This is a genomic window from Pedobacter suwonensis, assembly GCF_900111825.1.
Classification (GTDB): domain Bacteria; phylum Bacteroidota; class Bacteroidia; order Sphingobacteriales; family Sphingobacteriaceae; genus Pedobacter; species Pedobacter suwonensis.
The window spans coordinates 154,852-177,766 of record NZ_FOJM01000011.1 but is presented as its reverse complement, the minus strand read 5'-3'; the positions used below and the strand labels follow the sequence as shown (position 1 = coordinate 177,766).

Below are 22,915 nucleotides of genomic sequence, written 5' to 3'. Positions count from 1 at the left end.
CTCTGACCCTTCGGCTTCTAGGCCAGGTGTAGCGCAACCAATTGGTTCAAATCGGTATCGTTAATGCCCTGTTTGCTATCGGCTAAGACCAAAAATTGTTTGTAAACAATATCAAGGTGTTCTTTTTCCAATTGATGGCCTAGGCGTTCTAAATGATGTTTTAAGGCATGGCGACCACTTCTTGCAGTTAATACTATCGTAGCATCAGGAAAACCGACATCTTCGGGTTTAATAATTTCGTAGTTTTCGCGGTTTTTTAAGAAACCATCCTGATGGATGCCCGAACTGTGCGAAAATGCGTTTCCGCCAACAATAGCTTTATTGGGTTGTACCGGCATATTCATCTGGTTTCGTACCATGTGGCTCATTTCGTAAAAACGGGTGGCATCAATCTGGGTATTTAAACCCAGAACTTTGTGCGTTTTCAAAATCATCACCACTTCTTCCATAGATGTATTCCCTGCACGCTCGCCAATACCGTTAATGGTACATTCCACCTGGCGGGCACCATTTTGTAAACCAGCGATAGAGTTGGCTGTAGCTAAACCCAAATCGTTGTGGCAATGCACTGAGATTATGGCTTTATCGATGTTTTTTACATTCTCTTTCAAATAAAGAATCTTCGAGCCGTATTGATCTGGCAGGCAATAACCGTTGGTATCCGGAATGTTGACCACAGTTGCACCCGCCGCAATCACGGCTTCAACCATTTTGGCTAAAAATTCGATATCGGCACGGCCGGCATCTTCTGCATAGAATTCAACGTCTTCGACAAATTTTTTCGAATACCTTACTGCTTCTACCGCACGTTCTAAAATTTCTTCGCGTGTACTGTTAAATTTATGTTTGATGTGGAAGTCAGAAGAGCCGATCCCGGTGTGGATACGCGGCCTCTTGGCGTAACGCAACGCATCTGCAGCAACGTCGATATCATTTTTATTGGCGCGTGTTAAGGCACAAATGATCGGGTTGGTTACTGCCTTTGATAATTCAATTACGCTGTTAAAATCTCCGGGGCTGGATACCGGGAAACCTGCTTCAATCACATCAACGCCTAAAAGCTCAAGTGATTTAGCGATTTCTATTTTTTGGTTTGTATCTAACTGGCAGCCTGGAACCTGCTCACCATCACGTAAGGTGGTGTCGAAAATATAAACTTTGTTAGGGTCGTGAATCATAATCTTTGATTTAGGAGTTGATTAATTTTTGTGATAAGAATTTCAATACTAACTTTCCCATTTCGGCGGTACCCAAAACTTTAAAACGGTTAGTGCTTTGGTCGGCAATATCGTGCGTTCTGAAGCCTTCTTTTAATACCTGGTCGATGGTATCAACCAATAATTTAGCTTCTTCTTTCAGTCCGAATCCGATTTCCAGCATCAGTGCTGCCGATAGGATAGAGGCTAGCGGATTGGCTAAATCTTTACCGGCAATATCGTGAGCAGAACCATGGATGGGTTCGAAGAAACCAGTGCTTTCGCCAACAGAAGCTGAAGCCAGCATACCCATTGAACCTGCAATCTGCGATGCCTCATCGGTTAAAATATCACCAAACAAATTAGCGGTTAATACCACGTCGAACTTTTTCGGGTTTTTGATCAGCTGCATGGCTGCATTATCGATAAACATATGCTCTGTTTCCACATCAGGATATTGTTTGGCAATTTCCTGAACGGTTTCGCGCCATAAGCGTGAGCTTTCCAGAACATTGGCCTTATCTACCGAACATAAACGTTTGTTGCGTTGTTGTGCAGCCTGGTAAGCTTTATGTGCAATGCGCTCTACTTCGTAGCGGTGGTAAATCATCAGATCTGAAGCCGTGTTCCGGTCTTCAGAACGTGTTTTCTCCCCAAAATAAACATCACCCGTTAATTCACGGAAAAACAAAATATCGGTTCCCCTTAAAATTTCGGGTTTAATGCTCGATGCCTGAAGAAGTTCATCAAATAGTAATATCGGGCGGAGATTGGCAAATAATCCCAGTTCTTTACGGATTTTCAAAAGTCCTTGTTCTGGTCTGACTTTTAAACTTGGATCGTTGTCATATTTGGCATGCCCAATTGCACCAAAAAGGATCGCATCGCTTTGCCTTGCTTTTTCCAAAGTTTCGTCTGGCAGGGGTTCGCCGGTAACTTCAATCGCCGCATGGCCCATTAAAGCTTCTTCGAAGTTAAATTCATGCCCAAAAATTTCGGCAATTTTTTCTAATGCTGCTTTTCCCCAAGTCGTGACCTCGGGGCCGATACCATCTCCAGGTATTACTAAAATGTTCTTCTTCATTGTTGACTCCTCTTTTGCTGTTGCTGTTTTTACCACGGATTTGCACAGATAGACACAGATTGATTTCTCCCATGGTTTGTGTCTTCACGAACCGTTAGATTTTTATCTGTGTTCATCCTTATTATCTGTGGTTAACTTTCATCAGCTTAATATTTCTGTGTTTAAACTTTCGACGACTTTTACCTCGCCTTTTTCTAACAATATTCTTTTTTCTATGCAGGTTGGCAGCTGCGATTCAAAATGGCCAACATAAATTAAGGTCATCCCATTGCTGCATAATTCATCAACCAATTGGTTAAAATGTTTGCTTTGCTGCTGGTCTAAACCCTGGCAAGGTTCGTCCAGAATTAATAGTTCCGGATTTTTTATGATTGTCCGCGCCAACAACACCAATCGTTGTTTACCGAGTGGAAGCGCAGTTAACAATTCATTTTTCTCTTCGGTAAGGCCAAAGTATGCTACCAATTCATCAACCTGTGTACTTTTAGTATAAGGCAATTGCTGGAATAAACCTACGGTATCATAAAAACCGGAGGCAATGCTTTGCCAAACGGTAGCGGTGGGATCGAAATACCAATGAAATTCGGGTGAGATTAAGCCGATATGCTGTTTAATGTCCCATATGCTTTCGCCGCTTCCACGTCTGTTGCCGAATAAATAAAGTTCGTTGGCATAAGATTGTGGATGATCGCCGTTGATCAGGCTTAGTAAGGTCGACTTCCCTGACCCGTTATGGCCTTGAAGAAGCCATTTTTCTCCTGCTTTGATTTCCCAGTTAATGTTTTTCAATACCTGTTTTTCACCATAGCTGATGTTTACATTAACCATTTTTACAATATCCTGGGTACTGTAAACCGGCGATTCTTTTAAAAAATCCGGTATTTCTCTTAAGTGGATTTCGACAGCAGCACTTTCCAGTGTATCTACTTTGAGCAGCTGCCCGTCTCTTATTTCAGCAAATGAACGAATGGAATTTGGCAATTCGGTGTCATTACTAATCAAGATCAATTGCACACCTTCTGCAGCCACCTGATCCAATAAAGTGTTTAGGTTTTTCCGCGAAGCAGTATCTAAACCTGTATATGGTTGATCGATAATTAACAGCTGCGGTTTTAACCAAAGTGCTTTAACCAGCTGCAACTTTTTGTGTTCGCCGCTTGATAATTCGATTAATTGTGAACTGGCAAATGTTGCAAAACCCAAAGCTTCCAAAATCGGCTCAACCCGATCGAAATGAAGCCCTTTTTCTTTTCCATAATTCACCAATTCTGCATGAACGGTCAAGGTATCATTAGCCTGTAAACTGGTATACCGCTGTTGATAATAAAAATTGGCTACACCTTCCAGGTTTTTAAACTGGTACCAGCTTTCTACATAAAGTACTTCCTGAGGAAGTTTATTCTGCTGGTCAAAATTAATTTCTATGCTTCCCTGAAAAGGGACTAGGCTGGCAATGGCTTTGGCCAAAGCTGTTTTCCCAGTTCCACTTTTGCCGCCGATTGCATAGCTTTCACCGCTATTCATTTCCCAATACAAATTCTTTAGCACCGTTTTATTGCGGTAACCTAAATTTAAATCCTGTATGTAAACGAATGGTTTATCCATTACCTGGCCTGTTCAAATTCTTCAATTAATTGTTTTTGGTTTAAGATGAAATCGATGTCATCGTAACCGTTTATCAAGCATGATTTTTTGTAAGGATTGATTTCAAAAGATTCCTGAGCACCGGTTTCTACAATGGTAACGGTTTGTTTTTCCAAATCAACTTCTAAGGCTGATTTTGGATTGTTATCCACCGCTTTAAAAATCTGCGCCAGGAAGGCGTCGCTTACTTGTATGGGTAGCAAACCGTTGTTCAGCGCATTTCCTTTAAAAATATCGGCAAAAAAACTGCTGATTACGGCATCAAAGCCAGCATCCTGAATGGCCCAGGCGGCATGCTCGCGACTACTTCCACAACCAAAGTTTTTTCCTGCAACCAAAATCTGACCGCTATAGGTAGGATTGTTCATTACAAACTCTGGTTTAGGCGTATTATCTCCATTATAACGCCAATCGCGGAACAGGTTCTCGCCGAAACCTTCACGGGTAGTCGCTTTTAGAAACCTTGCCGGGATAATCTGGTCGGTATCAATATTTTCTATATTTAAAGGCACAACTGCCGATGTTAATTTTGTGAATTTTTTCATGTCAATTAGTATCAAGTAGGGAGTATTAAGTAGCGAGACTTAAATTCCACTTTTTATCTTTTATCTTAAGCCATTTTGCTTAATTGTAGTAATTTTATACTTCATGTGTTTACTTTCCACCTTAAGCCTTACCACCTTCTACCTTGGTAAAGTGTTCAACTGTCGGAAAAGGATCGTAAAAGTGATGCAATAACTTTTTCCAATCCTGGTAGGCTGCAGATCTTCTAAAACCTTCGGTGTGTGCCTCCAGCGTTTTCCAGTTTACCAGCAGGATATATCTATTTTCTACCTCTACACATTTTTGAAGCTGATGGGAAATGTAACCTTCCATAGAGGAAATGATTTTTTGCGCTTCGTTAAAAGCACTTTCAAAATCCGCCGATAACCCCGCTTTTACATTTAGTATAGCAACTTCTAAAATCATATATTTATTTGCCGAAGATTAAGCCAGGCATTTTGTCTGTACCTTAAACCTTCTGCCTTTTAACCTTCTACCTTTTCCAACATTTCCCTTACATCGGTAATTTTTCCGGTTACGGCTGCTGCTGCAGCTGTAAGTGGGCTGGCCAATAGTGTGCGAGCATTTTGTCCTTGTCTACCTTCAAAATTTCTGTTTGATGTAGATACACAATATTTACCTGCCGGGATTTTATCTTCGTTCATTCCTAAACAGGCGCTGCATCCCGGTTCGCGTAACTGAAAACCGGCTGCTTCGAAAATCTTATCTAAACCTTCGTTTTTAGCCTGTTGTTCTACCTGTTTTGAGCCTGGAACAATCCAAACGGTAACGTTATCCGCTTTGCGTTTATCTTTAACAAAACTGGCAACTTCACGTAAATCTTCTATGCGGGAGTTGGTACAGCTTCCGATAAAAACATAATCAACAGGTTTCCCGATCAATGATGAATCATCGTCAAAGCCCATATAATCCAGCGCTTTTTTGTACGATACTTTTTCGGTTTCTGGTTGTGCTGTGGTTGCCGGAATATGTTCCTGGATGCCCATTCCCATCCCTGGGTTGGTACCATAAGTAATCATAGGGGCAATATCCGCAGCGTTGAAAGTTAACACGCTATCAAATTTTGCATCAGCATCGCTATATAAAGTTTTCCAGTAGGCTAAGGCTTTATCCCATTCTTCGCCAGCCGGAGCAAATTCCCTTCCTTTGATGTAATCGAATGTGGTTTGGTCTGGTGCAATCAATCCACCGCGTGCACCCATTTCGATACTCATGTTACAGATGGTCATACGGGCTTCCATACTTAACGATTCGATTGCCGAACCTGCATATTCGATGAAATAACCTGTACCACCGGCAGCAGAAATCTTCGCGATGATGTATAAGATAATGTCTTTTGCGCCAACACCTTTTCCGAGTTCGCCATTTACCTCAATTTTCATGGTTTTAGGTTTCGACTGCAACAAACATTGCGTAGCGAAAACCTGCTCTACCTGCGAGGTGCCGATACCAAATGCAATGGCACCAAAAGCACCATGTGTTGAGGTATGACTATCGCCGCAAACCATCGTTTTACCAGGTAAAGTAATGCCTAGCTCCGGACCAATAACATGTACAATCCCCTGAAAAGGGTGGCCCAGCCCATAAAGCTCTATTCCAAATTCTGCACAGTTTTTAGTGAGCATATCTACCTGATAGCGCGAAAGCTCTTCTTTAATTGGCAGTAATTGATTTAACGTAGGCACGTTATGATCGGCAGTGGCTACCGTCTGTTTCGGACGGAAAACAGGTAAACCTCTTTTGCGCAAGCCATCAAATGCCTGCGGAGACGTTACCTCATGTATTAAGTGTGTATCAATGTATAAAATATCAGGAAATCCTTCTTCACTTTTTACAACGTGAGCATCCCAAATTTTTTCTACTAATGTTTTTGACATCCTTTTTATGTTTAATAAACCTTACAGGTTTTTAAAACCTGTAAGGTTTGTAATTTATTATGCAGTTTTAATGGCTTTCATAGCAGTCATGGCTTTACGTAAGGTAGCACCAATTTGCTCAACCTGATGAGAACGGATAGCTTCGTTTACCTCAATTAGTTGTCTGTTATCAACAGCACCATCTTTACCTTCATTAAAGTTTTTACCAACTAAATCGGTATCTACTTTTTTCATGAAATCACCTAATAAAGGTTTGCAAGCCTGGTCGAACAGATAACATCCGTATTCAGCAGTATCAGAAATTACGCGGTTCATTTCAAATAATTTTTTACGGGCAATGGTGTTGGCAATAAGTGGTGTTTCGTGTAACGATTCGTAGTAAGCCGATTCTGGTTTGATACCAGCTTGTACCATGGTTTCGAAAGCCAATTCAACACCGGCGCGAACAAAAGCCACCATTAAGGTATAGTTATCGAAATATTCCTGCTCACCGATTTTAACATCGCCAGCCGGAGTTTTTTCGAATGCAGTTTCACCGGTTTCAGCTCTCCATTTTAATAAATTTTTGTCACCATTTGCCCAATCTTCCATCATGGTACGGCTAAATTCGCCGCTCATAATGTCATCCTGGTGTTTCTGGAACAATGGACGCATAATATCTTTCAATTCTTCTGAAATTTCGAAGGCTTTGATTTTAGCTACATTGCTTAAGCGGTCCATCATGGCCGTGATGCCACCTTGTTTTAAGGCTTCAGTGATAACCTCAACACCATATTGAACCAATTTAGAAGCATAACCTGCATCAATTCCTTTTTCTATCATTTTATCGAATGATAAAATAGAACCGGTTTGTAATAAACCGCAAAGGATGGTTTGCTCACCCATTAAATCTGATTTTACCTCGGCTACAAAAGATGATCTTAAAACACCCGCTCTGTGACCGCCTGTACCCACACAGTATGCTTTAGCTTGCGCCAGACCTTTTCCCTGAGGATCGTTTTCGGGGTGAACTGCAATTAAAGTAGGAACACCAAAACCACGAACATATTCTGCTCTAACCTCACTACCCGGGCATTTAGGTGCAACCATAATTACCGTTAGATCTTTACGGATCTGCATGCCTTCTTCAACGATATTGAAGCCATGAGAATATAGCAAGGTGGCACCTTCTTTCATTAAAGGCATAATTGCATTTACAACTGCAGTGTGTTGTTTATCTGGAGTAAGGTTGATCACCACATCCGCATTCGGGATAAGTTCTTCGTAAGTGCCAACGGTGAAATTATTTTCAGTTGCATTTTTCCACGAATCGCGTTTGCCCTCAATTGCTTCCTTACGTAAAGTGTAGCTTACATCTAAACCACTATCTCTTAAATTCAACCCTTGGTTTAAGCCTTGTGCGCCACAACCTACAATTACCAGTTTTTTGCCTTTTAATGCGCTAACGCCATCTAAAAATTCAGCACTGTCCATGAAGTCGCAAACACCCAATTGGTTTAGTTTTTCTCTAAGAGGTAATGTGTTAAAATAATTTGCCATTGTTTTTATTGGTTAATTTCTATTTAATTATCGTTTTATATATTCTTTTTTTCTTTCGGATTGATTACCCTGATTGAGTGACTTTACCGATTTTTATTTGTTGTCATGCTGAGCGTAGTCGAAGCATCTTTCTACAATTGTTTTTTCAACGCGGAGGCGTAGCCAAAATGTACATTATCATGTCCGATAGTGGTAATCAGTACCTCTTCAATACTATTCAGCTGTACACCGTAGGTTGATGTCAAAAAAGGGGTAATGTTTGTAAATGTTCCTTTTGCATAATCGGCTTTAATATTTTCAATACTCACTAAAGCCATAGCTTTCAGTTCCGCAACTTCCGCTTCCGTTACCATATAAGTTGGTTTTGTATCTTTCCTGTAAAACTCATTAAACTTCACGGCACTTGCATCAGGCCAGATACCGGTACGGAAATAACACAGTGTCTGAGTGCTTACTACAATGTGCCCAAAGTTCCAGATGATGTTGTTGTTGTAACCATCCGGAATTTTATTCAACTGTTCGATAGTTAAGCTATCAACCAACTTAATAAATGCCGTTCTTGAGTTAATAATAAAGTCAAATATCTGATCCATTTTGCTGTTATTTTTCTGCTTCAGTTAAAGTTTGGTTAAAGATTATTTTGTTGTAAAACGGATCATTTACGGTTACTGCCCAGGTTCCGTAAAATGTTTTTTCCAATCCGGGGCGGTTGTATTTATATTTTTTATTAATAATGCTTTTATGAAATTCTTTCAGCCCCGTACAATCTACAAAAACACTTGCACCTGGAGAACAGTCGCCATGATGCTGAGTTAGATGTAATTCGATACCATTGAGTGATATCTGCATATAAACCGGGGCATTTTCTTCGAAAGTATGTTTCCAGTCTATTTTAAAGCCCAGCCAGTCCACATAAAACTCAATGGCTTTATCGTAATCGAATATTCTTAAAACTGGTATGGCTTTATTGCATTTCATGTTTTTGTTTTTTCGTCATTGCAAGGCTGAATTGCTGTGAGCCGAAGCAATCTATTTGAACTGGTCTATAAGATTGCTACGTCGTTCCTCCTCGCAATGACGGATTTGTTGTTGGCTACATGGTAAAAATTTTCTCTCCTTTATCCAAAAATTCGTTTTCTACCAGTTCTTCTCCTGGTTCAAAGGCTTCAAATTCTTTTAACTTTTCATGGAAACCTGCGCTGTCTTTAATAATGGCAACTCTTGCTGAGCGAACAAATTCAATCAGTTCATAAGGTTCTAAAGCTTTTACCAATGCATCCGTTTCTTCGCGGTGACCAGTTACTGCGAAAACAGTATAATCTTTTCGGATGACTACTGCACTGGCACCATATTGCCTCAATAAACGCTCTACAGTTACTTTTTCAGCAATCTCATCGGTAGAAACCTTATAAAGTGCCAATTCCTGCCAAATGATCTCGTCATTTGTATTAAAATAAACTTTTAGTACTTCGATCTGCTTTTCAATCTGGCGTGCCAGTTTCCGTACTACTTCGTAGCTTTCCTGTATCACAATGTTGAAACGGTGGATGCCATCAATTTCAGAAGGGGAGGTGTTAAGGCTTTCGATGTTAATTTTTCTTTTCGAGAAAATAATCGCAATCCTGTTTAATAAACCGATGCGGTTTTCAGCGTAAACCGTAATGGTATATTCCTGCTTACCGTCAAAGTCGGCTTTTGTTGTTTTATGTTCTAATGTATTTTCAGTACTCATGATAATTTCTTTTATCTATTCGTCATTTCGACCTTTTGGAGAAATCTGTTGTTAAAAGAGATCTCTCCATTTCGCTGCGCTTCAGTCGAGATGACGAATGCGTTTGCTTTTGTCTTTGAGCTTTTACCTTTCAACTTATTTTAACCTGATTTCGCTTACGCTCATTCCCTGTGGAACCATTGGGAAAACATTGTTTTCTCTGCCAACCATTACTTCAAGTAAGTAAGAGCCTTCGTGGTTGATCATGGTTTCCAATGCTGCTCTGAGGTTTGCGCGTTCGTCAACTTTGGCTGCCTCGATGTAATAAGATTTAGCCAGTGCAACAAAATCAGGGCTGGTGATGTTAACAAAAGAGTAACGTTTATCATGAAATAGCTGTTGCCATTGACGAACCATTCCCAAGAAACGGTTATTCAGGATCAGGATTTTTACTGCAGCACCGAATTGCATAATCGTACCTAATTCCTGAGGAGTCATTTGAAAACCCCCGTCACCAATAATAGCAATAACCGTTTTTTCAGGAGCACCGTATTTAGCGCCGATTGCCGCCGGTAAACCAAAACCCATTGTTCCTAAACCACCAGAAGTGATATTGCTGCGGCTATTGTTGAATGTTGCGTAACGGCAAGCTACCATTTGATGCTGGCCAACATCGGTAACAATTACGGCTTCACCACCACAGATTTCGTTGATGTTGCGTAATACTTCACCCATGGTCATTTCATCGCCAGCAGGATAAAGTTCTGGTGTAATTACCTGGTCTATTTCTTGTTGGTTGTATTGTCTGAACTTAGCTAACCAATCTTCATGTTTGTTTTCATTAACCAAATTGGTTAATAGCGGTAAAGTTTCCTTACAATCGCCCCAAACACCTACTTCAGCTTTAACGTTTTTATCAATTTCAGCAGGATCGATATCTAAATGAACAATTTTGGCCTGTTTGGCATATTTATCTAAACGGCCGGTTACGCGGTCATCAAATCGCATACCAATGGCGATAATTACATCCGCTTCGTTGGTTAAAACATTCGGACCGTAATTACCATGCATACCCAACATACCTACATTTAAAGGGTGAGCAGTTGGGATGGCACTTTCGCCCATGATGGTCCAGGCAGAAGGGATGCCTGTTTTTTCGATAAAGGCTTTAAACTCTTTTTCAGCTTTGCCTAAAATAACGCCTTGACCAAACAATACAAAGGGTTTTTTAGCGGCGTTAATCAATTCAGCGGCCTGCTCAATATATTCAACCCTAACTTTTGGTTTCGGGCGATAACTGCGGATATGGTTGCATTTTACGTATTCGGGGAATTCCTCAAGCTGTAACTGTGCATTTTTGGTAATGTCAATTAAAACCGGACCTGGTCTGCCACTTTTAGCAATGTAAAAGGCTTTGGCCAAAACCTCCTGAATTTCTTTGGCATCGGTAACCTGATAGTTCCATTTGGTAACTGGTGTAGTAATGTTGATTACGTCGGTTTCCTGGAAAGCATCTGTTCCCAATAAATGGGCAAATACCTGACCTGTTATACATACCAATGGCGTACTGTCAATTTGTGCATCAGCCAGGCCAGTAACCAGGTTGGTTGCGCCGGGTCCGCTGGTGGCAAAACAAACACCTACTTTGCCGCTTGCACGTGCAAAACCCTGTGCGGCGTGTATACCACCTTGCTCATGGCGAACCAATATATGTTCTAATTTACCGGCATAATCATAAAGAGCATCATAAATAGGCATGATTGCCCCTCCAGGATAACCGAAAATGGTGGTAACACCTTCTTCAATTAATCCATTCAACAATACCTGAGAGCCCGTACCTTTAAATAAGGTTTTTGAGGTTTCTGCTTTCGTCTCGGTTTGTTGCATTGTTTCTTGTGCAGTTTCCATAGTTATGTTTTTGCGGTTCTATTATTCTTTAATTTTAAACCCTATTCTTTCCCTGTCTTTCCACTTGAATTGAGCAATTTTCTCATCAATTAAGTTTTCCATAGCATCATAAAGTTCGTTCAGCTGAACATCATGTTCCCCGATCCGTTCTTTAATCTCGGTTAATTGTTCATTAATGTTGCTTTGTTTCAGCAATATTTTACGGACATCCACGAAAGCCCTCATAATGGCGATGTTCATGTTAATGGCTTTATCGCTCTTTAAAACTCCACTTAGCATGGCTACACCTTGTTCTGTAAAGGCATTGGGGATAGTTCCTCTGTGTTTTTGTAAACCGGTCACAATTTGTGACCGGTTCATCACTTTAATCTGTGATGATGAATTAACTTCCTCGAATGTGGTCACAATTTGTGACCGGATACTTTCCCATTCAACTGTAGTGAGCCGAAACATAAAATCATCCGGAAAACGCTTTATGTTACGTTTTACTGACTGATTAAGCGCTTTCGTTTCAACTTCATAAAGTGCTGCCAGATCAAAATCGAGCATGACTCTTTCTCCCCGGATTTCATAAATCCTATTCTGAATACTTTTAATTATTTGCATAATCTGTTTTTTTAGTAATCAATTAATCCAGGGATGATTTTTGATTTAATATTCGTCAGTTACGCAACCACTTGCTGCGTCTGAAACTGTTTTTGCATATTTATATAGTACACCTTTTGTAACTTTCAATTCTGGCTGTACATATTTTTTTCTACGTTCAGCAATTATTTCATCGCTAATCTGCAGGTTGATGATGTTATTTACAGCATCGATTAAAATCGGGTCTTCATCTTCGACCAGGCCGATTAAGCCGCCTTTGTAAGATTCAGGTGTAATGTGGCCAACCACGAAACCATGTGTGCCACCAGAGAAACGCCCATCGGTAATTAAAGCTACCGATTTACCCAGGCCTGCGCCGATAATGGCTGAGGTTGGCTTTAACATTTCTGGCATGCCTGGAGCACCAACCGGACCAGCGTTTTTTATTACGATTACATCGCCAGGTTTTACACGGCCGCTCGAGATACCGGCAATTAAATCGTGCTCGCCATCAAAAACGCGTGCAGGGCCTTCAAATTTTTCGCCTTCTTTACCGCTTATTTTAGCTACCGAACCTTTTTCGGCCAGGTTACCATAAAGAATCTGCAGGTGGCCGGTTGCTTTGATCGGTTCACTTAATTTTTGAACGATTTTCTGGTCGTAATCCATAATCGATTTCACATCAGCAAGATTTTCAGCCACTGTTTTACCAGTTACGGTTAAACAATCGCCATGGAGCAGACCTTCATTCAGCAAATATTTTAATACCGCAGGGATACCGCCATATTGGTGTAAATCCTGCATTAAATATTTTCCGCTAGGTTTAAAATCGGCCAGTACCGGTGTTACATCACTCATGCGTTGGAAATCATCCTGTGTAATTTCTACACCGATAGCCTTACCCATAGCGATAAAGTGCAATACCGCATTGGTACTTCCACCTAAAATGATAATGGAACGGATGGCATTTTCGAATGCTTTTCTGGTCATGATATCAGATGGTTTGATATCTTTCTCCAGTAAAATCCTAATGTATTTACCTGCATCTAAACATTCTTGCTTTTTCTCCGGGCTTGTGGCCGGATTTGAAGAAGAATAAGGTAAACTCATACCTAAAGCCTCAATTGCTGAAGCCATGGTATTGGCGGTATACATGCCGCCGCAAGCGCCTGCACCCGGGCAAGTATGTTTGATGATTCCCTGATAATCTTCATCAGAAAGATTACCGCAGATTTTTTGTCCTAGTGCCTCGAATGCCGAAACAATATTTAATTCTTCACCTTTATAATGGCCTGGAGCAATTGTACCACCGTAAACCATAATAGACGGGCGATTTAACCGCGCCATGGCCATAATGGCGCCCGGCATATTTTTATCGCATCCAGGAATGGAAATGATGCCATCATAATACTGTCCGCCGCAAATGGTTTCGATACTATCGGCAATTACATCGCGGCTAACCAATGAGTAGCGCATACCATCCGTACCGTTGCTCATTCCGTCGCTTACACCAATGGTATTAAAAACCAAGCCCACTAAATCATTTTTCCAGACCCCTGCTTTGACCTCTTTTGCAAGGTCGTTCAAATGCATGTTGCAGGTGTTACCATCATAGCCCATACTTGCAATACCTACCTGCGCTTTAGCCATATCCGCATCGGTTAAACCGATGCCGTAAAGCATTGCCTGAGCAGCAGGTTGTGTTGGATCTTGTGTAAATGTTTTACTGTACTTGTTTAATTCGCTCATTGTTTAAAATGTATATTCTGGTTCTGTTAGTTGTATTCTTTTGAGGCAAAAAAAAAACCGCCTCTTTTAGGAGGCGGTTTCGATAAGGGTATATTTTTATATTATACGCAACGATTTCCACCTCTTTTTTTAGAAATGACAATAATAAGGTTGCTAATAATGTTTGTATTAATATTCATGTCGTCGACTGAACTACAAACATACTAACTTCTTTAAAAATGCAAAGAACTATTTACATATTACCCTATTTTTTTACCCCGATTACGATTCCTGTTGCCCAAACTTGTTTGGTTAAGTGTAAATCATCACGGGATTCCAAATCCTTAATCAACTTATTGGCTTTTTCCTGGTGACCGTCAGGCCAATTTTGTTGAGGTAACATATCATCAATTATATAAAGGCCACCTTTGTTGAGCATGGCAATCGCTTCATCTAAAAGCAAATATTTTCCATGCCAGGTATCTGCAAATATGTAATCGAATTTTTTGCCTTCGTTTTCTTTAAACCACTCTGCACCATCAGTATTCACTAAGGTTAAACGATCATCATCGCCAAGATAATCTTTTGCAATTGCTAAAAATTTAGCATCGTGATCTATTGATATCAAAGTACTTTGTTCATCTAAACCGTCCAATATCCAGGCTGTTGATAAACCGGTTCCGGTGCCAAGTTCAAGAAAACTGCCGGAAGGTTTAGACGCTGCAAGTGTCTTAAGCAAAGAACAGGTTAATACGTCCGAAGCCATGTTAAATCCTGATGCCATAGTAGCCGTATTGATCTGCTGGTATGCCTTTGGATAATTTTGATTGATTTCTTCCGTCATCTGTTATTGGTTGCTCGTTATTATTTCAATTTTTTTGCTGCTTATTCACGGTCATTTGGTTAATAGCATTTATGCTAATCTGTTATTAGCCATTTGGCGCTGAGCTATCAGCCCATTTAAATGATCACTTCATAATTTACTTTTTCGAGCACCAGGTTTTTATAAGCACGCTGTATGGTATAACCGATAGATTCTCTCCATAATGGGCGATAAACAATATCATCGATAGAGGCAATGCCTGCTATTTCGGTTGCTGTTCCACATAAAAAAGCACTGTCGGCCTTTTTAAGGTCTTCTGTGGTTAGCTTTTTCTCCACACATTCTATATCCAAAACGTTGCAAAGTTCTTTAACTGTTGCTCTGGTAATACCGGGTAAAATATTGCCTGGCGATGGGGTATATAATTTGCCATCTTTTTCGAGGAATATATTTGCGCCAGATGCTTCAGCAACAAAACCATGCATATCTAAAAGCAATGCTTCATCATAACCTTTAATGTTCGCTGCTGTAGTCGCTAAGATAGAATTAACATAGTTCCCGCTCAATTTTGCTTCCATCGGAACCGATTTTGGATTTGGTCTTTCGTAATCAGAAACGGTTAATTTTAATAATTTGTTACCCGAATATGCATCCCATTCCCAAGCGCATATTAAAATCGAAACGCCACTTGGTTCGTTTAATTTCATGTTAGGGTGGCAAAATACCAGCGGGCGTATATAAGCATCTTTCAGCTTGTTCAATTGAAGCAATTTATAGGTTGCAGCAATTAACTCCTGTTTATCCCACGGAAAAGGAATGTTTGCCAACTGACAAGAACGCTCCAACCTGTCGAAATGGGTCGCAGCTTTGAAAATTCGGTTACCATTATGTGTTTTATAGGCTCTAATACCCTCGAACGCGGCATAACCGTAATGTAGTGATTGGCCGTAAAGGTCAGTACTGCTATTTACAGCTTTTTCAAAAGCTCCGTCAAGGTAAATAATCGTATTAGAATTGTAGTATTTCATAATACTCTCTATTTTGTTATTTAAAAAAAGCGTCCCGTTTGTTCGGGACGCTTTAGATATATTTAGTTTATTAAAATCTATTTAAACTGCGTCCGCTTCTTGCCTAAAATATTTAGGAGTAGAAGGTTAAGTAAAATGACAGGAAACAACACCACGCTGACAACTGTTGCTGCTAATGTTTTTGGGTTAAAGGTGTGATTTTCAATCGTCATGATTATCTTATTGTTTATAAAACCAATTTAGTTTTTGGTTCATTAATATGCAAGAGAAATCAAAAAAAAGTTAAATCGGAATATAATTTCTTAATTTTTGTTAAAATCAAAACATAATTCTTAATTTATGTGTAATTAGTGATTTAATGCCGACCGTTGTAGACCAAATATCAAAACGGTATATGGTCTGTTTGTTATGCTTGCATTATAAATTTTCTGATTTTCTGCCTAAAATGAGTAGAAGTGCGTTAAAAATTGAAAATTTGGAGTTGTTTAGTCACGAAATAACAACGAAAAATTGCAGTTACCACTTAGGAAGACAAAAGGTTATTATAGGTATTTACTACTTGTTACATCTTTATAACAGGATCTATCCTGATCTCATGGCTATTGTACCATTTCAGGATCTATTTAACAAGAAGGATGCTGAACAAGTTTAGCACGATGACCGCGTTAGTTAAACCGGTTGAGGGTTATTCGGTACAAGATTTCGAAAATAAAATAATAAAAAAAGCCTTCTGATTTTAAATCAGAAGGCTTTCCAAATGAGTTGATTATTTTGATTAAGCGATACCTTCGGCTAAAACCACGATTTTGTTGTGGATAGCTTCAACTACACCGCCTTTGATAAAGAAGCGTTGCTCATCGGTTTTATTTGCTTTAATAATCACTTCTCCATCTTCCAAAGTTGAGATGATAGCTGCATGGTCTCTTAAAATCTGAAAAGAACCTAAAGTACCAGGAACCGTAACTGCTGTTACTTCGCCTTCGAAAACTTTTTTATCTGGAGTTAATATTTCTAAATTCATTTTTTTTAGATTGGAGATGAGAGATATGAGATTTGAGACTAAGTCTCTCTCACATCTCATATCTAGTGTCTCACGTCTCTTTTAGTTCGCTTCTGCTAATAATTTTTTACCTTTTTCGATGGCATCTTCAATGCTACCAACCAAGTTAAATGCAGCTTCAGGGTACTCATCAACTTCACCATCCATGATCATGTTAAATCCTTTGATGGTATCTTTAATGTCAACCAATACACCTTTTAAGCCTGTAAACTGCTCAGCTACGTGGAACGGTTGAGATAAGAAACGTTGAACACGACGTGCTCTTGATACCACTAATTTATCTTCCTCAGATAATTCGTCCATACCTAAGATGGCGATAATATCCTGTAATTCTTTATAACGTTGTAACGTTTCTTTAACACGTTGTGCCGTGTTATAGTGTTCGTCACCTAAAACCGCTGGAGAAAGGATACGTGAAGTAGAATCCAACGGATCTACCGCAGGATAGATACCTAACTCGGCAATTTTACGCGAAAGTACTGTAGTAGCATCTAAGTGGGCAAAAGTTGTTGCCGGAGCCGGGTCAGTTAAATCATCCGCAGGTACATAAACTGCCTGTACTGATGTAATTGATCCGCGTTTTGTTGATGTAATACGCTCTTGCATTAAACCCATCTCCGTTGCCAATGTTGGCTGGTAACCTACCGCTGATGGCATACGACCTAATAAAGCCGATACCTCAGAACCTGCCTGCGTAAAACGGAAGATGTTGTCAACGAAGAAAAGAATATCTTTTCCAGCGCCTTCGCCATCACCATCACGGAAATATTCTGCAACAGTTAATCCTGATAAGGCTACACGTGCACGTGCACCAGGAGGCTCGTTCATTTGACCGAAAACCAGTGTTGCTTTAGATTCTTTTAATTTCTCAGTATCAACTGCATTCAGATCCCATCCACCTTTTTCCATTGAGTGTAAGAAATCGTCACCATAGTTGATTACACCTGACTCGATAAACTCACGAAGTAAATCATTACCCTCACGAGTACGCTCACCAACACCTGCGAATACTGATAAACCAGCATAAGCTTTAGCGATGTTGTTAACCAACTCCATAATCAATACCGTTTTACCTACACCAGCCCCACCGAACAAACCGATTTTACCACCTTTAGCATAAGGCTCTAATAAATCGATTACTTTGATACCTGTAAAAAGCACCTCAGTTTCAGTAGATAAATCTTCGAACTTAGGAGGGGTTGCGTGGATAGGACGACCGTCTGTTTTATCAACTGTGTTGATACCGTCAATCGCTTCTCCAACCACATTAAATAAACGACCTTTAATCTGGTCGCCAACTGGCATTTTAATCGCAGCGCCAGTATCAACTACTTGCATACCACGAACCAAACCATCGGTAGAGTCCATCGAAATTGCACGAACGCGGTCTTCACCTAAGTGCTGTTGAACTTCTAAAACAATTTTTTGTCCATTTTCTTTCGTTATCTCTAACGCATCAAAAATTTTAGGTAGATGGGCATCATCAGCAAAGCTAACGTCAACCACAGGGCCGATAATTTGTGCTATTTTTCCTAAGTTAGGCATATCTGTTGTGAGTAAATTTATTACAGTCAATGAATTAAAGCTGTTTGTAGGGGCTCCAATTCGGTTGGCAAAGTTAAGTTATTCTTGCTGAATTTTAAATATATATTATAAAATTTTTCAACAGCATAAAACTCATCAATTTTTAGCGAAAAATTTTCACAAAAACCGATCATTTTTAATTAACGAATCCAATGCGACGTTAAAAAGTATAACCCAGTCCAATTCCGACGGTTAATAGGGTTTCATCACCGGTTATCAGCAGTGCGCCGGTTCTATACATCAATCCTCCTGTTGGCTTCTGGTGTCTAAAACCAGCCCTTATCATTACGGGGGTATTTACAGTGTTGTTATGAAAATTATAATCATATCCGTTGATGGTAAGCAGTTGCCCTGAAAAACCACTTAGCGGCTTCAATACGGTTAGACCAATACCTGCTTCGAAGAAATTTTTAGATGTACTACTTTTGCTTAGGAGAAGATTTGCCTCGAGTGGAAAAATCAATACATGCTCGAGAGTTGAAAAACCGACTCTAGGTACAATCTTTATTTGATTGCTTAATTGAAAGATCCTGTCGTAATTGATTGAATATACACCTCCGTTTCCCAAGAGTTCGGCGTAAATGCTGTTTTTTTTGAGGTAAGGTTGTGTCAATGTTGAATCCTGGGCAATAGCTTTAAAGCCAATCAGAAATAATAGAGCAGTTAAAATGGGTTTCATCGTTATATTTGGGTCTCGGATTGATTAATGCGCAATTTACCATAAAGCTATTGCAGTTGGTGGTAAATGACAAATAATAAATTAATATAAAGAATGAAAAAAATACTGGTTACCGGCAGCAATGGACTTTTAGGTCAGAAAATAACAGAAAAAGTACTTGCCGAAGGGCGGGTAAAGCTCATAGCCAGTTCAGTAGGGGCAAACCGTTATCCTTTAAAAGAAGGGTATGAGTACGCAGAAATGGATATACTAAATCCTGAAAAGGTAAAAGCGGTTATTGAAAGATATTGTCCCGATGCAGTTATCCATACTGCTGCAATGACAAATGTAGATACCTGTGAGGAAAATAAAACACTTTGCCGTCAGTTAAACGTTGAGGCCGTTGCGACTTTGTTGTCTATATGCGAGGAAAAAAATATTCAATTGATCCATCTGAGTACCGATTTTGTTTTTGATGGAAAAAACGGACCTTACAAAGAGGAAGATGCGGTAAATCCGGTTAGTTATTATGGCAAATCGAAGGTGATGGCTGAAGAGCTGATTAAAGATTCAAAAGCAAATTATGCCATTTTAAGAACAATATTGGTATATGGTATTAGCCACGACATGAGCCGGAGCAATATTGTGCTGTGGGCTAAAGGTGCCTTAGAGAAAGCATCGCCCATAAATGTAGTGAACGATCAATGGCGCATGCCAACCCTCGCCGAAGATCTGGCCGAAGCCTGCCTGTTGGCTGTTGAGCATCATGCCAGGGGGATTTACCATATATCTGGCAAAGATTACATGAGTATTGCCGGTTTAGTGCGAAAAGTTGCCAATTATTGGAAACTGGATCAGTCGTACATTAATGAAATCAGTTCAGTAAGTTTAAACCAAAAGGCTAAACGGCCTGTAAAAACGGGATTTGTGCTTAATAAAGCCATTAAAGATTTAGGGTATAACCCACATTCTTTTGAAGAAGGATTGCTAATTTTGGAGCAGCAGATGAGAGTTAGTCCGGAGTCGTAAGTCTTAAAATGATTAAACAATAAAACACTTTACATTATACATTAAATAAAAAACCAATGGCATTACAAGTTGGCGATACCGCCCCAGATTTTAAATTATACAGTTCTGATTTAACAGAGGTTTCCCTTTCAGGTTTTAAAGGCAAAAAAGTAATTATACATTTTTTTCCGATGGCTTTTACCGGAACATGTACTGAGCAATTATGTACCATGCGTGATAATTTCAGTTATTACGAAGGTATCAATGCACAGGTAATTGGCATTTCTGTAGATTCGCCGTTCTCGTTAGCTAAATTTAAGGAAGTGCAAAATTATCAGTTCCCGTTATTATCTGATTTTAATAAAGAAGTATCAGCAGCATATGGCGCTTTTTATGATGAATTTTTCTTCGGATTAAAAGGTGTGTCGAAAAGAGCTGCATTTGTAATCGATGAAAATGGAAAAATAGTTTATGCTGAAGTTTTGGAAGATGCAAAGGATTTGCCTGATTTCAAAGCGATTAATGATGCATTAAGTGCATAAGGCATAACCAGCAAAGAATTATTTTATATTTTTTTCAAAATTTAGTTGGAAATTAAAATATCAAGTTATACCTTTGCAGTCCGTTAACGATACGGAAACGCATTCGTAGCTCAATTGGATAGAGCATCTCACTACGGATGAGAAGGTTTGGGGTTCGAATCCCTACGAGTGCACTGAAAAGGGAAGATTGAAAAATCTTCCCTTTTTTTATCTACATCCAAAACTACTAATTCTCTCATTTTCAGGTAATTAATCGATAATAAATTCATCATTGTAGGTGTTCGATACATGCCGTTTTCATAGTAGAGATTAGAGTCGAACACCAGCTCAATAAATTCACGCTTTTCCAGGGTATCAAATTCATGGTAAACGGATTTTATGTCTGTAAATGTATCCAGGAGGTTGTTGAGTATTTTAATAGGCTTCACCGTGGTTAGTGCCTAAACTGACGATAGCGATTTCCAGGTCGTCTATATTGGTCTTGTACTTTAAATACTACCTTCGGTAAGTCTCTTGGTCGATTTTATTTCTAATCCACTTTTCTTCTACAGCATAGAGTATTGAGGATAAATCCGGCAGTAAGATGGATTAAACCGAAAAGTCCTGAGGAAAATGGATTAGGATCTGAAGTGTATATTTGTTCAGAGGGAAAGGAACTTAGATGTGCATCATCCGGTAATCAAATTGGTGGCCAGTTGGTCCGAAACAGAAGGGTCACTTTCACCGAAATACACAGCTAGGGTAGTCCTTATCAATTTCGCTTACCAAAATTAAATTGAAGGCCAAAACGAAGGGTATTGGCAAGAGGGTTGTTGTTCACTGCTCCTGCGAGATAGGAAAAATCGATTGTTAGTACGTTATATCTAAAGCCTGCGCCTAGAGTAAGGTAGCTGCTGTTTCCCTTATTAGGGTTTTGATAGTTATAACCTGCTCTGACCGCAAACCTATCTTTGAAAGAAAATTCGAGCCCCGTAGATACACCCACTTCCTGTAATTCTTCCTTAAATCCTCCGGGCGCATCGCTGAACGAGCCAAAAATACCGGCAGGTACCGACCGGTTAGGATCCTGGCCTTTAACGATATGACCATTCACATCATAGACAGGCTGGGTGGGAACGAGTAGTTTGTTGAAGTCAAGGGCGATGATGAGCTTACTTTCCTGGCCGATGAGGGTCGCAGCGCCGCCCAACTTTAAATTCCCCGGTAGAAAATAAGGGCTATCACCGATGTTATATGAAATCTTAGTGCCAATGTTGGAAAGATTGATCCCGGCTGACCATTCAACCGGACTTCCCAATAAATAGCCATTTGTTTTATACAAGCCTGAAACATCTACTGCTACCGCTTTGCCTGCACCAGTCTGGCCGTCCGCATTAAATCGTCCGCTGTACAGATTGCTGTAGATAAAACGAAGGCTACCTCCTAAAGAAAATCCCGGACCAAAGCTCCGGGCGTAGCTCACATCAGCTGCCAATTCGCTGGGGTTAAAGACACCCAGATCCTGTTGGCTCTGATCGAAAAAGTTTACTTCGCCAATGGCGAAGTATCTTAACGAAGCAGCCAGAGTATTGCGTTCATTTAACCGGTAATATCCACTGAGATAGGATATACTCATTCCCTGTGTCAGATTTTTGAGCCAGGGGCTATAGTTGGCCGAAAAGCCATAGCTTCCTTCTTTTAAATAAGCCATAGCAGCCATGTTGATTGCAGCAGCATTGGCGTCTGCCGCTACTGCCACACCAGCGTTACCCATTGCTCCGCTACGCGCCTGCGGTGTAATAAGCAAGAACGGGACGGAGGTTAACACATTGTTTTGCCTGCTGCCATCCGCCTGAACAGGGGGTGCTGATTGCCCAAAGGAAGGGTGACTGATCAGAACCGCTAATACCAGCGATGCAATAAATAAGGATACATTCAGTTGTCTCATCAGCGGTCGAAGCCAAGATTGACTATTGATTTATATTTGAACATGATTTGCTATCCAAGCATTACCTTAATTTGCCTGGGTCAGGTGATACATCGAGGGTATCATAGGTTATCGTATTTTTGAGGTATAATTTGAGGTAAATTTCGTTTAGCTCTTTTACCTTTTTTATATTTTCCCTGCTTTCCTTCTGTGAGTAAGTATATTCTTTATCATTAAAAAATCGCATTTTTTTATACTTCCCGTCCGTAGTAAAAAAAAGGAATACACTATCCGGTTTACGTATTGCTTTATAGCTATACATCGTCCCCAGCTCGTAAGCACTCAACGTAACTGTATCAGCAGCGATGTTTCGCGACTTAAACACTGCTGTTTTGGGCGCCCCTATCATGAGGCAAGAAGTAAAAAGGCATAGCATCAGCCCAGTAATGAGAATTTTCATATTTCTGAAA

General features: G+C 40.0%; 22 protein-coding genes and 1 tRNA gene. 3 read left to right on the top strand and 20 right to left on the bottom strand.

The window, feature by feature from the left end:
• Nucleotides 1-17: 17 nt before the first annotated feature.
• The 18 genes from BM107_RS15515 to BM107_RS15425 all read right to left on the bottom strand — a co-directional run bounded on the left by BM107_RS15515 (nucleotide 18) and on the right by BM107_RS15425 (nucleotide 19,010).
• Nucleotides 18-1,178 carry a 2-isopropylmalate synthase gene (locus tag BM107_RS15515; RefSeq protein WP_090984923.1) on the bottom strand — a complete coding sequence of 387 codons (1,161 nt, stop codon included), beginning with the start codon at nucleotides 1,176-1,178 and terminating at the stop codon, nucleotides 18-20.
• A gap of 10 nt (nucleotides 1,179-1,188) precedes the next feature.
• Nucleotides 1,189-2,280 (bottom strand): 3-isopropylmalate dehydrogenase, encoded by a 1,092-nt coding sequence (gene leuB, locus BM107_RS15510; RefSeq protein WP_090985041.1) that lies wholly within the window; start codon nucleotides 2,278-2,280, stop codon nucleotides 1,189-1,191.
• A gap of 141 nt (nucleotides 2,281-2,421) precedes the next feature.
• The gene (locus BM107_RS15505; protein WP_090984921.1) at nucleotides 2,422-3,885 is read right to left on the bottom strand and encodes an ATP-binding cassette domain-containing protein; all 1,464 of its coding nucleotides are present in this window, start codon (nucleotides 3,883-3,885) and stop codon (nucleotides 2,422-2,424) included.
• Entirely contained in the window at nucleotides 3,885-4,469 is a 585-nt protein-coding gene (gene leuD / locus BM107_RS15500; protein WP_090984919.1) for a 3-isopropylmalate dehydratase small subunit, read from the bottom strand. Before leuD ends, BM107_RS15505 begins: the two co-directional genes overlap by 1 nt.
• 121 nt (nucleotides 4,470-4,590) lie before the next feature.
• Nucleotides 4,591-4,893, bottom strand: a complete 303-nt coding sequence (locus BM107_RS15495) for an antibiotic biosynthesis monooxygenase family protein (protein ID WP_090984917.1) — start codon at nucleotides 4,891-4,893, stop codon at nucleotides 4,591-4,593.
• Nucleotides 4,894-4,952: 59 nt separating this feature from the next.
• The gene (gene leuC / locus BM107_RS15490) at nucleotides 4,953-6,365 is read right to left on the bottom strand and encodes a 3-isopropylmalate dehydratase large subunit (protein ID WP_090984915.1); all 1,413 of its coding nucleotides are present in this window, start codon (nucleotides 6,363-6,365) and stop codon (nucleotides 4,953-4,955) included.
• Nucleotides 6,366-6,422: 57 nt separating this feature from the next.
• Nucleotides 6,423-7,904, bottom strand: a complete 1,482-nt coding sequence (ilvC, locus tag BM107_RS15485; RefSeq protein WP_090984913.1) for a ketol-acid reductoisomerase — start codon at nucleotides 7,902-7,904, stop codon at nucleotides 6,423-6,425.
• 131 nt (nucleotides 7,905-8,035) lie between these two features.
• Nucleotides 8,036-8,497, bottom strand: a complete 462-nt coding sequence (locus BM107_RS15480) for a DinB family protein (protein WP_090984911.1) — start codon at nucleotides 8,495-8,497, stop codon at nucleotides 8,036-8,038.
• A gap of 7 nt (nucleotides 8,498-8,504) precedes the next feature.
• Nucleotides 8,505-8,882, bottom strand: coding sequence for a glyoxalase superfamily protein (locus BM107_RS15475; protein WP_090984909.1), 378 nt, complete (start codon nucleotides 8,880-8,882; stop codon nucleotides 8,505-8,507).
• Nucleotides 8,883-8,997: 115 nt separating this feature from the next.
• Nucleotides 8,998-9,636 carry an acetolactate synthase small subunit gene (gene ilvN, locus BM107_RS15470; RefSeq protein ID WP_090984907.1) on the bottom strand — a complete coding sequence of 213 codons (639 nt, stop codon included), beginning with the start codon at nucleotides 9,634-9,636 and terminating at the stop codon, nucleotides 8,998-9,000.
• Between the two features lie 135 nt (nucleotides 9,637-9,771).
• The gene (gene ilvB, locus BM107_RS15465; protein ID WP_090984905.1) at nucleotides 9,772-11,523 is read right to left on the bottom strand and encodes a biosynthetic-type acetolactate synthase large subunit; all 1,752 of its coding nucleotides are present in this window, start codon (nucleotides 11,521-11,523) and stop codon (nucleotides 9,772-9,774) included.
• Between the two features lie 21 nt (nucleotides 11,524-11,544).
• Nucleotides 11,545-12,129, bottom strand: a complete 585-nt coding sequence (locus BM107_RS15460; protein ID WP_090984903.1) for an ORF6N domain-containing protein — start codon at nucleotides 12,127-12,129, stop codon at nucleotides 11,545-11,547.
• 45 nt (nucleotides 12,130-12,174) lie between these two features.
• Nucleotides 12,175-13,857 carry a dihydroxy-acid dehydratase gene (gene ilvD, locus BM107_RS15455; protein WP_090984901.1) on the bottom strand — a complete coding sequence of 561 codons (1,683 nt, stop codon included), beginning with the start codon at nucleotides 13,855-13,857 and terminating at the stop codon, nucleotides 12,175-12,177.
• Between the two features lie 244 nt (nucleotides 13,858-14,101).
• Nucleotides 14,102-14,680 carry an O-methyltransferase gene (locus tag BM107_RS15450; protein ID WP_090984899.1) on the bottom strand — a complete coding sequence of 193 codons (579 nt, stop codon included), beginning with the start codon at nucleotides 14,678-14,680 and terminating at the stop codon, nucleotides 14,102-14,104.
• Nucleotides 14,681-14,796: 116 nt separating this feature from the next.
• A complete protein-coding gene (gene ilvE, locus BM107_RS15445) occupies nucleotides 14,797-15,687 on the bottom strand; it encodes a branched-chain-amino-acid transaminase (protein ID WP_090984897.1) in 891 nt (296 codons plus the stop codon).
• Nucleotides 15,688-16,462: 775 nt separating this feature from the next.
• Entirely contained in the window at nucleotides 16,463-16,708 is a 246-nt protein-coding gene (gene atpC, locus BM107_RS15435) for an ATP synthase F1 subunit epsilon (RefSeq protein ID WP_090984893.1), read from the bottom strand.
• Between the two features lie 81 nt (nucleotides 16,709-16,789).
• Complete coding sequence (atpD, locus tag BM107_RS15430; protein WP_090984891.1) at nucleotides 16,790-18,292, bottom strand: F0F1 ATP synthase subunit beta; 1,503 nt, start codon at nucleotides 18,290-18,292, stop codon at nucleotides 16,790-16,792.
• Between the two features lie 199 nt (nucleotides 18,293-18,491).
• Complete coding sequence (locus BM107_RS15425) at nucleotides 18,492-19,010, bottom strand: hypothetical protein (RefSeq protein ID WP_090984889.1); 519 nt, start codon at nucleotides 19,008-19,010, stop codon at nucleotides 18,492-18,494.
• A 93-nt stretch (nucleotides 19,011-19,103) separates the two neighbouring features.
• Between BM107_RS15425 and BM107_RS15420 the strand changes: the two genes are divergently transcribed.
• The 3 genes from BM107_RS15420 to BM107_RS15410 all read left to right on the top strand — a co-directional run bounded on the left by BM107_RS15420 (nucleotide 19,104) and on the right by BM107_RS15410 (nucleotide 20,712).
• The gene (locus BM107_RS15420) at nucleotides 19,104-20,018 is read left to right on the top strand and encodes an SDR family oxidoreductase (protein ID WP_090984887.1); all 915 of its coding nucleotides are present in this window, start codon (nucleotides 19,104-19,106) and stop codon (nucleotides 20,016-20,018) included.
• Between the two features lie 56 nt (nucleotides 20,019-20,074).
• Nucleotides 20,075-20,539 (top strand): redoxin domain-containing protein, encoded by a 465-nt coding sequence (locus BM107_RS15415; protein ID WP_090984885.1) that lies wholly within the window; start codon nucleotides 20,075-20,077, stop codon nucleotides 20,537-20,539.
• A gap of 99 nt (nucleotides 20,540-20,638) precedes the next feature.
• A tRNA-Arg gene (locus tag BM107_RS15410) sits at nucleotides 20,639-20,712 on the top strand.
• Between the two features lie 578 nt (nucleotides 20,713-21,290).
• On the opposite strand, the gene porV is transcribed toward BM107_RS15410, so the two are convergent.
• Together porV and BM107_RS15400 are read right to left on the bottom strand one after the other, a co-directional pair.
• Nucleotides 21,291-22,466, bottom strand: coding sequence for a type IX secretion system outer membrane channel protein PorV (porV, locus tag BM107_RS15405; RefSeq protein WP_090984883.1), 1,176 nt, complete (start codon nucleotides 22,464-22,466; stop codon nucleotides 21,291-21,293).
• Between the two features lie 61 nt (nucleotides 22,467-22,527).
• Nucleotides 22,528-22,905, bottom strand: coding sequence for a hypothetical protein (locus tag BM107_RS15400; RefSeq protein WP_134204777.1), 378 nt, complete (start codon nucleotides 22,903-22,905; stop codon nucleotides 22,528-22,530).
• Nucleotides 22,906-22,915 lie beyond the last annotated feature (10 nt).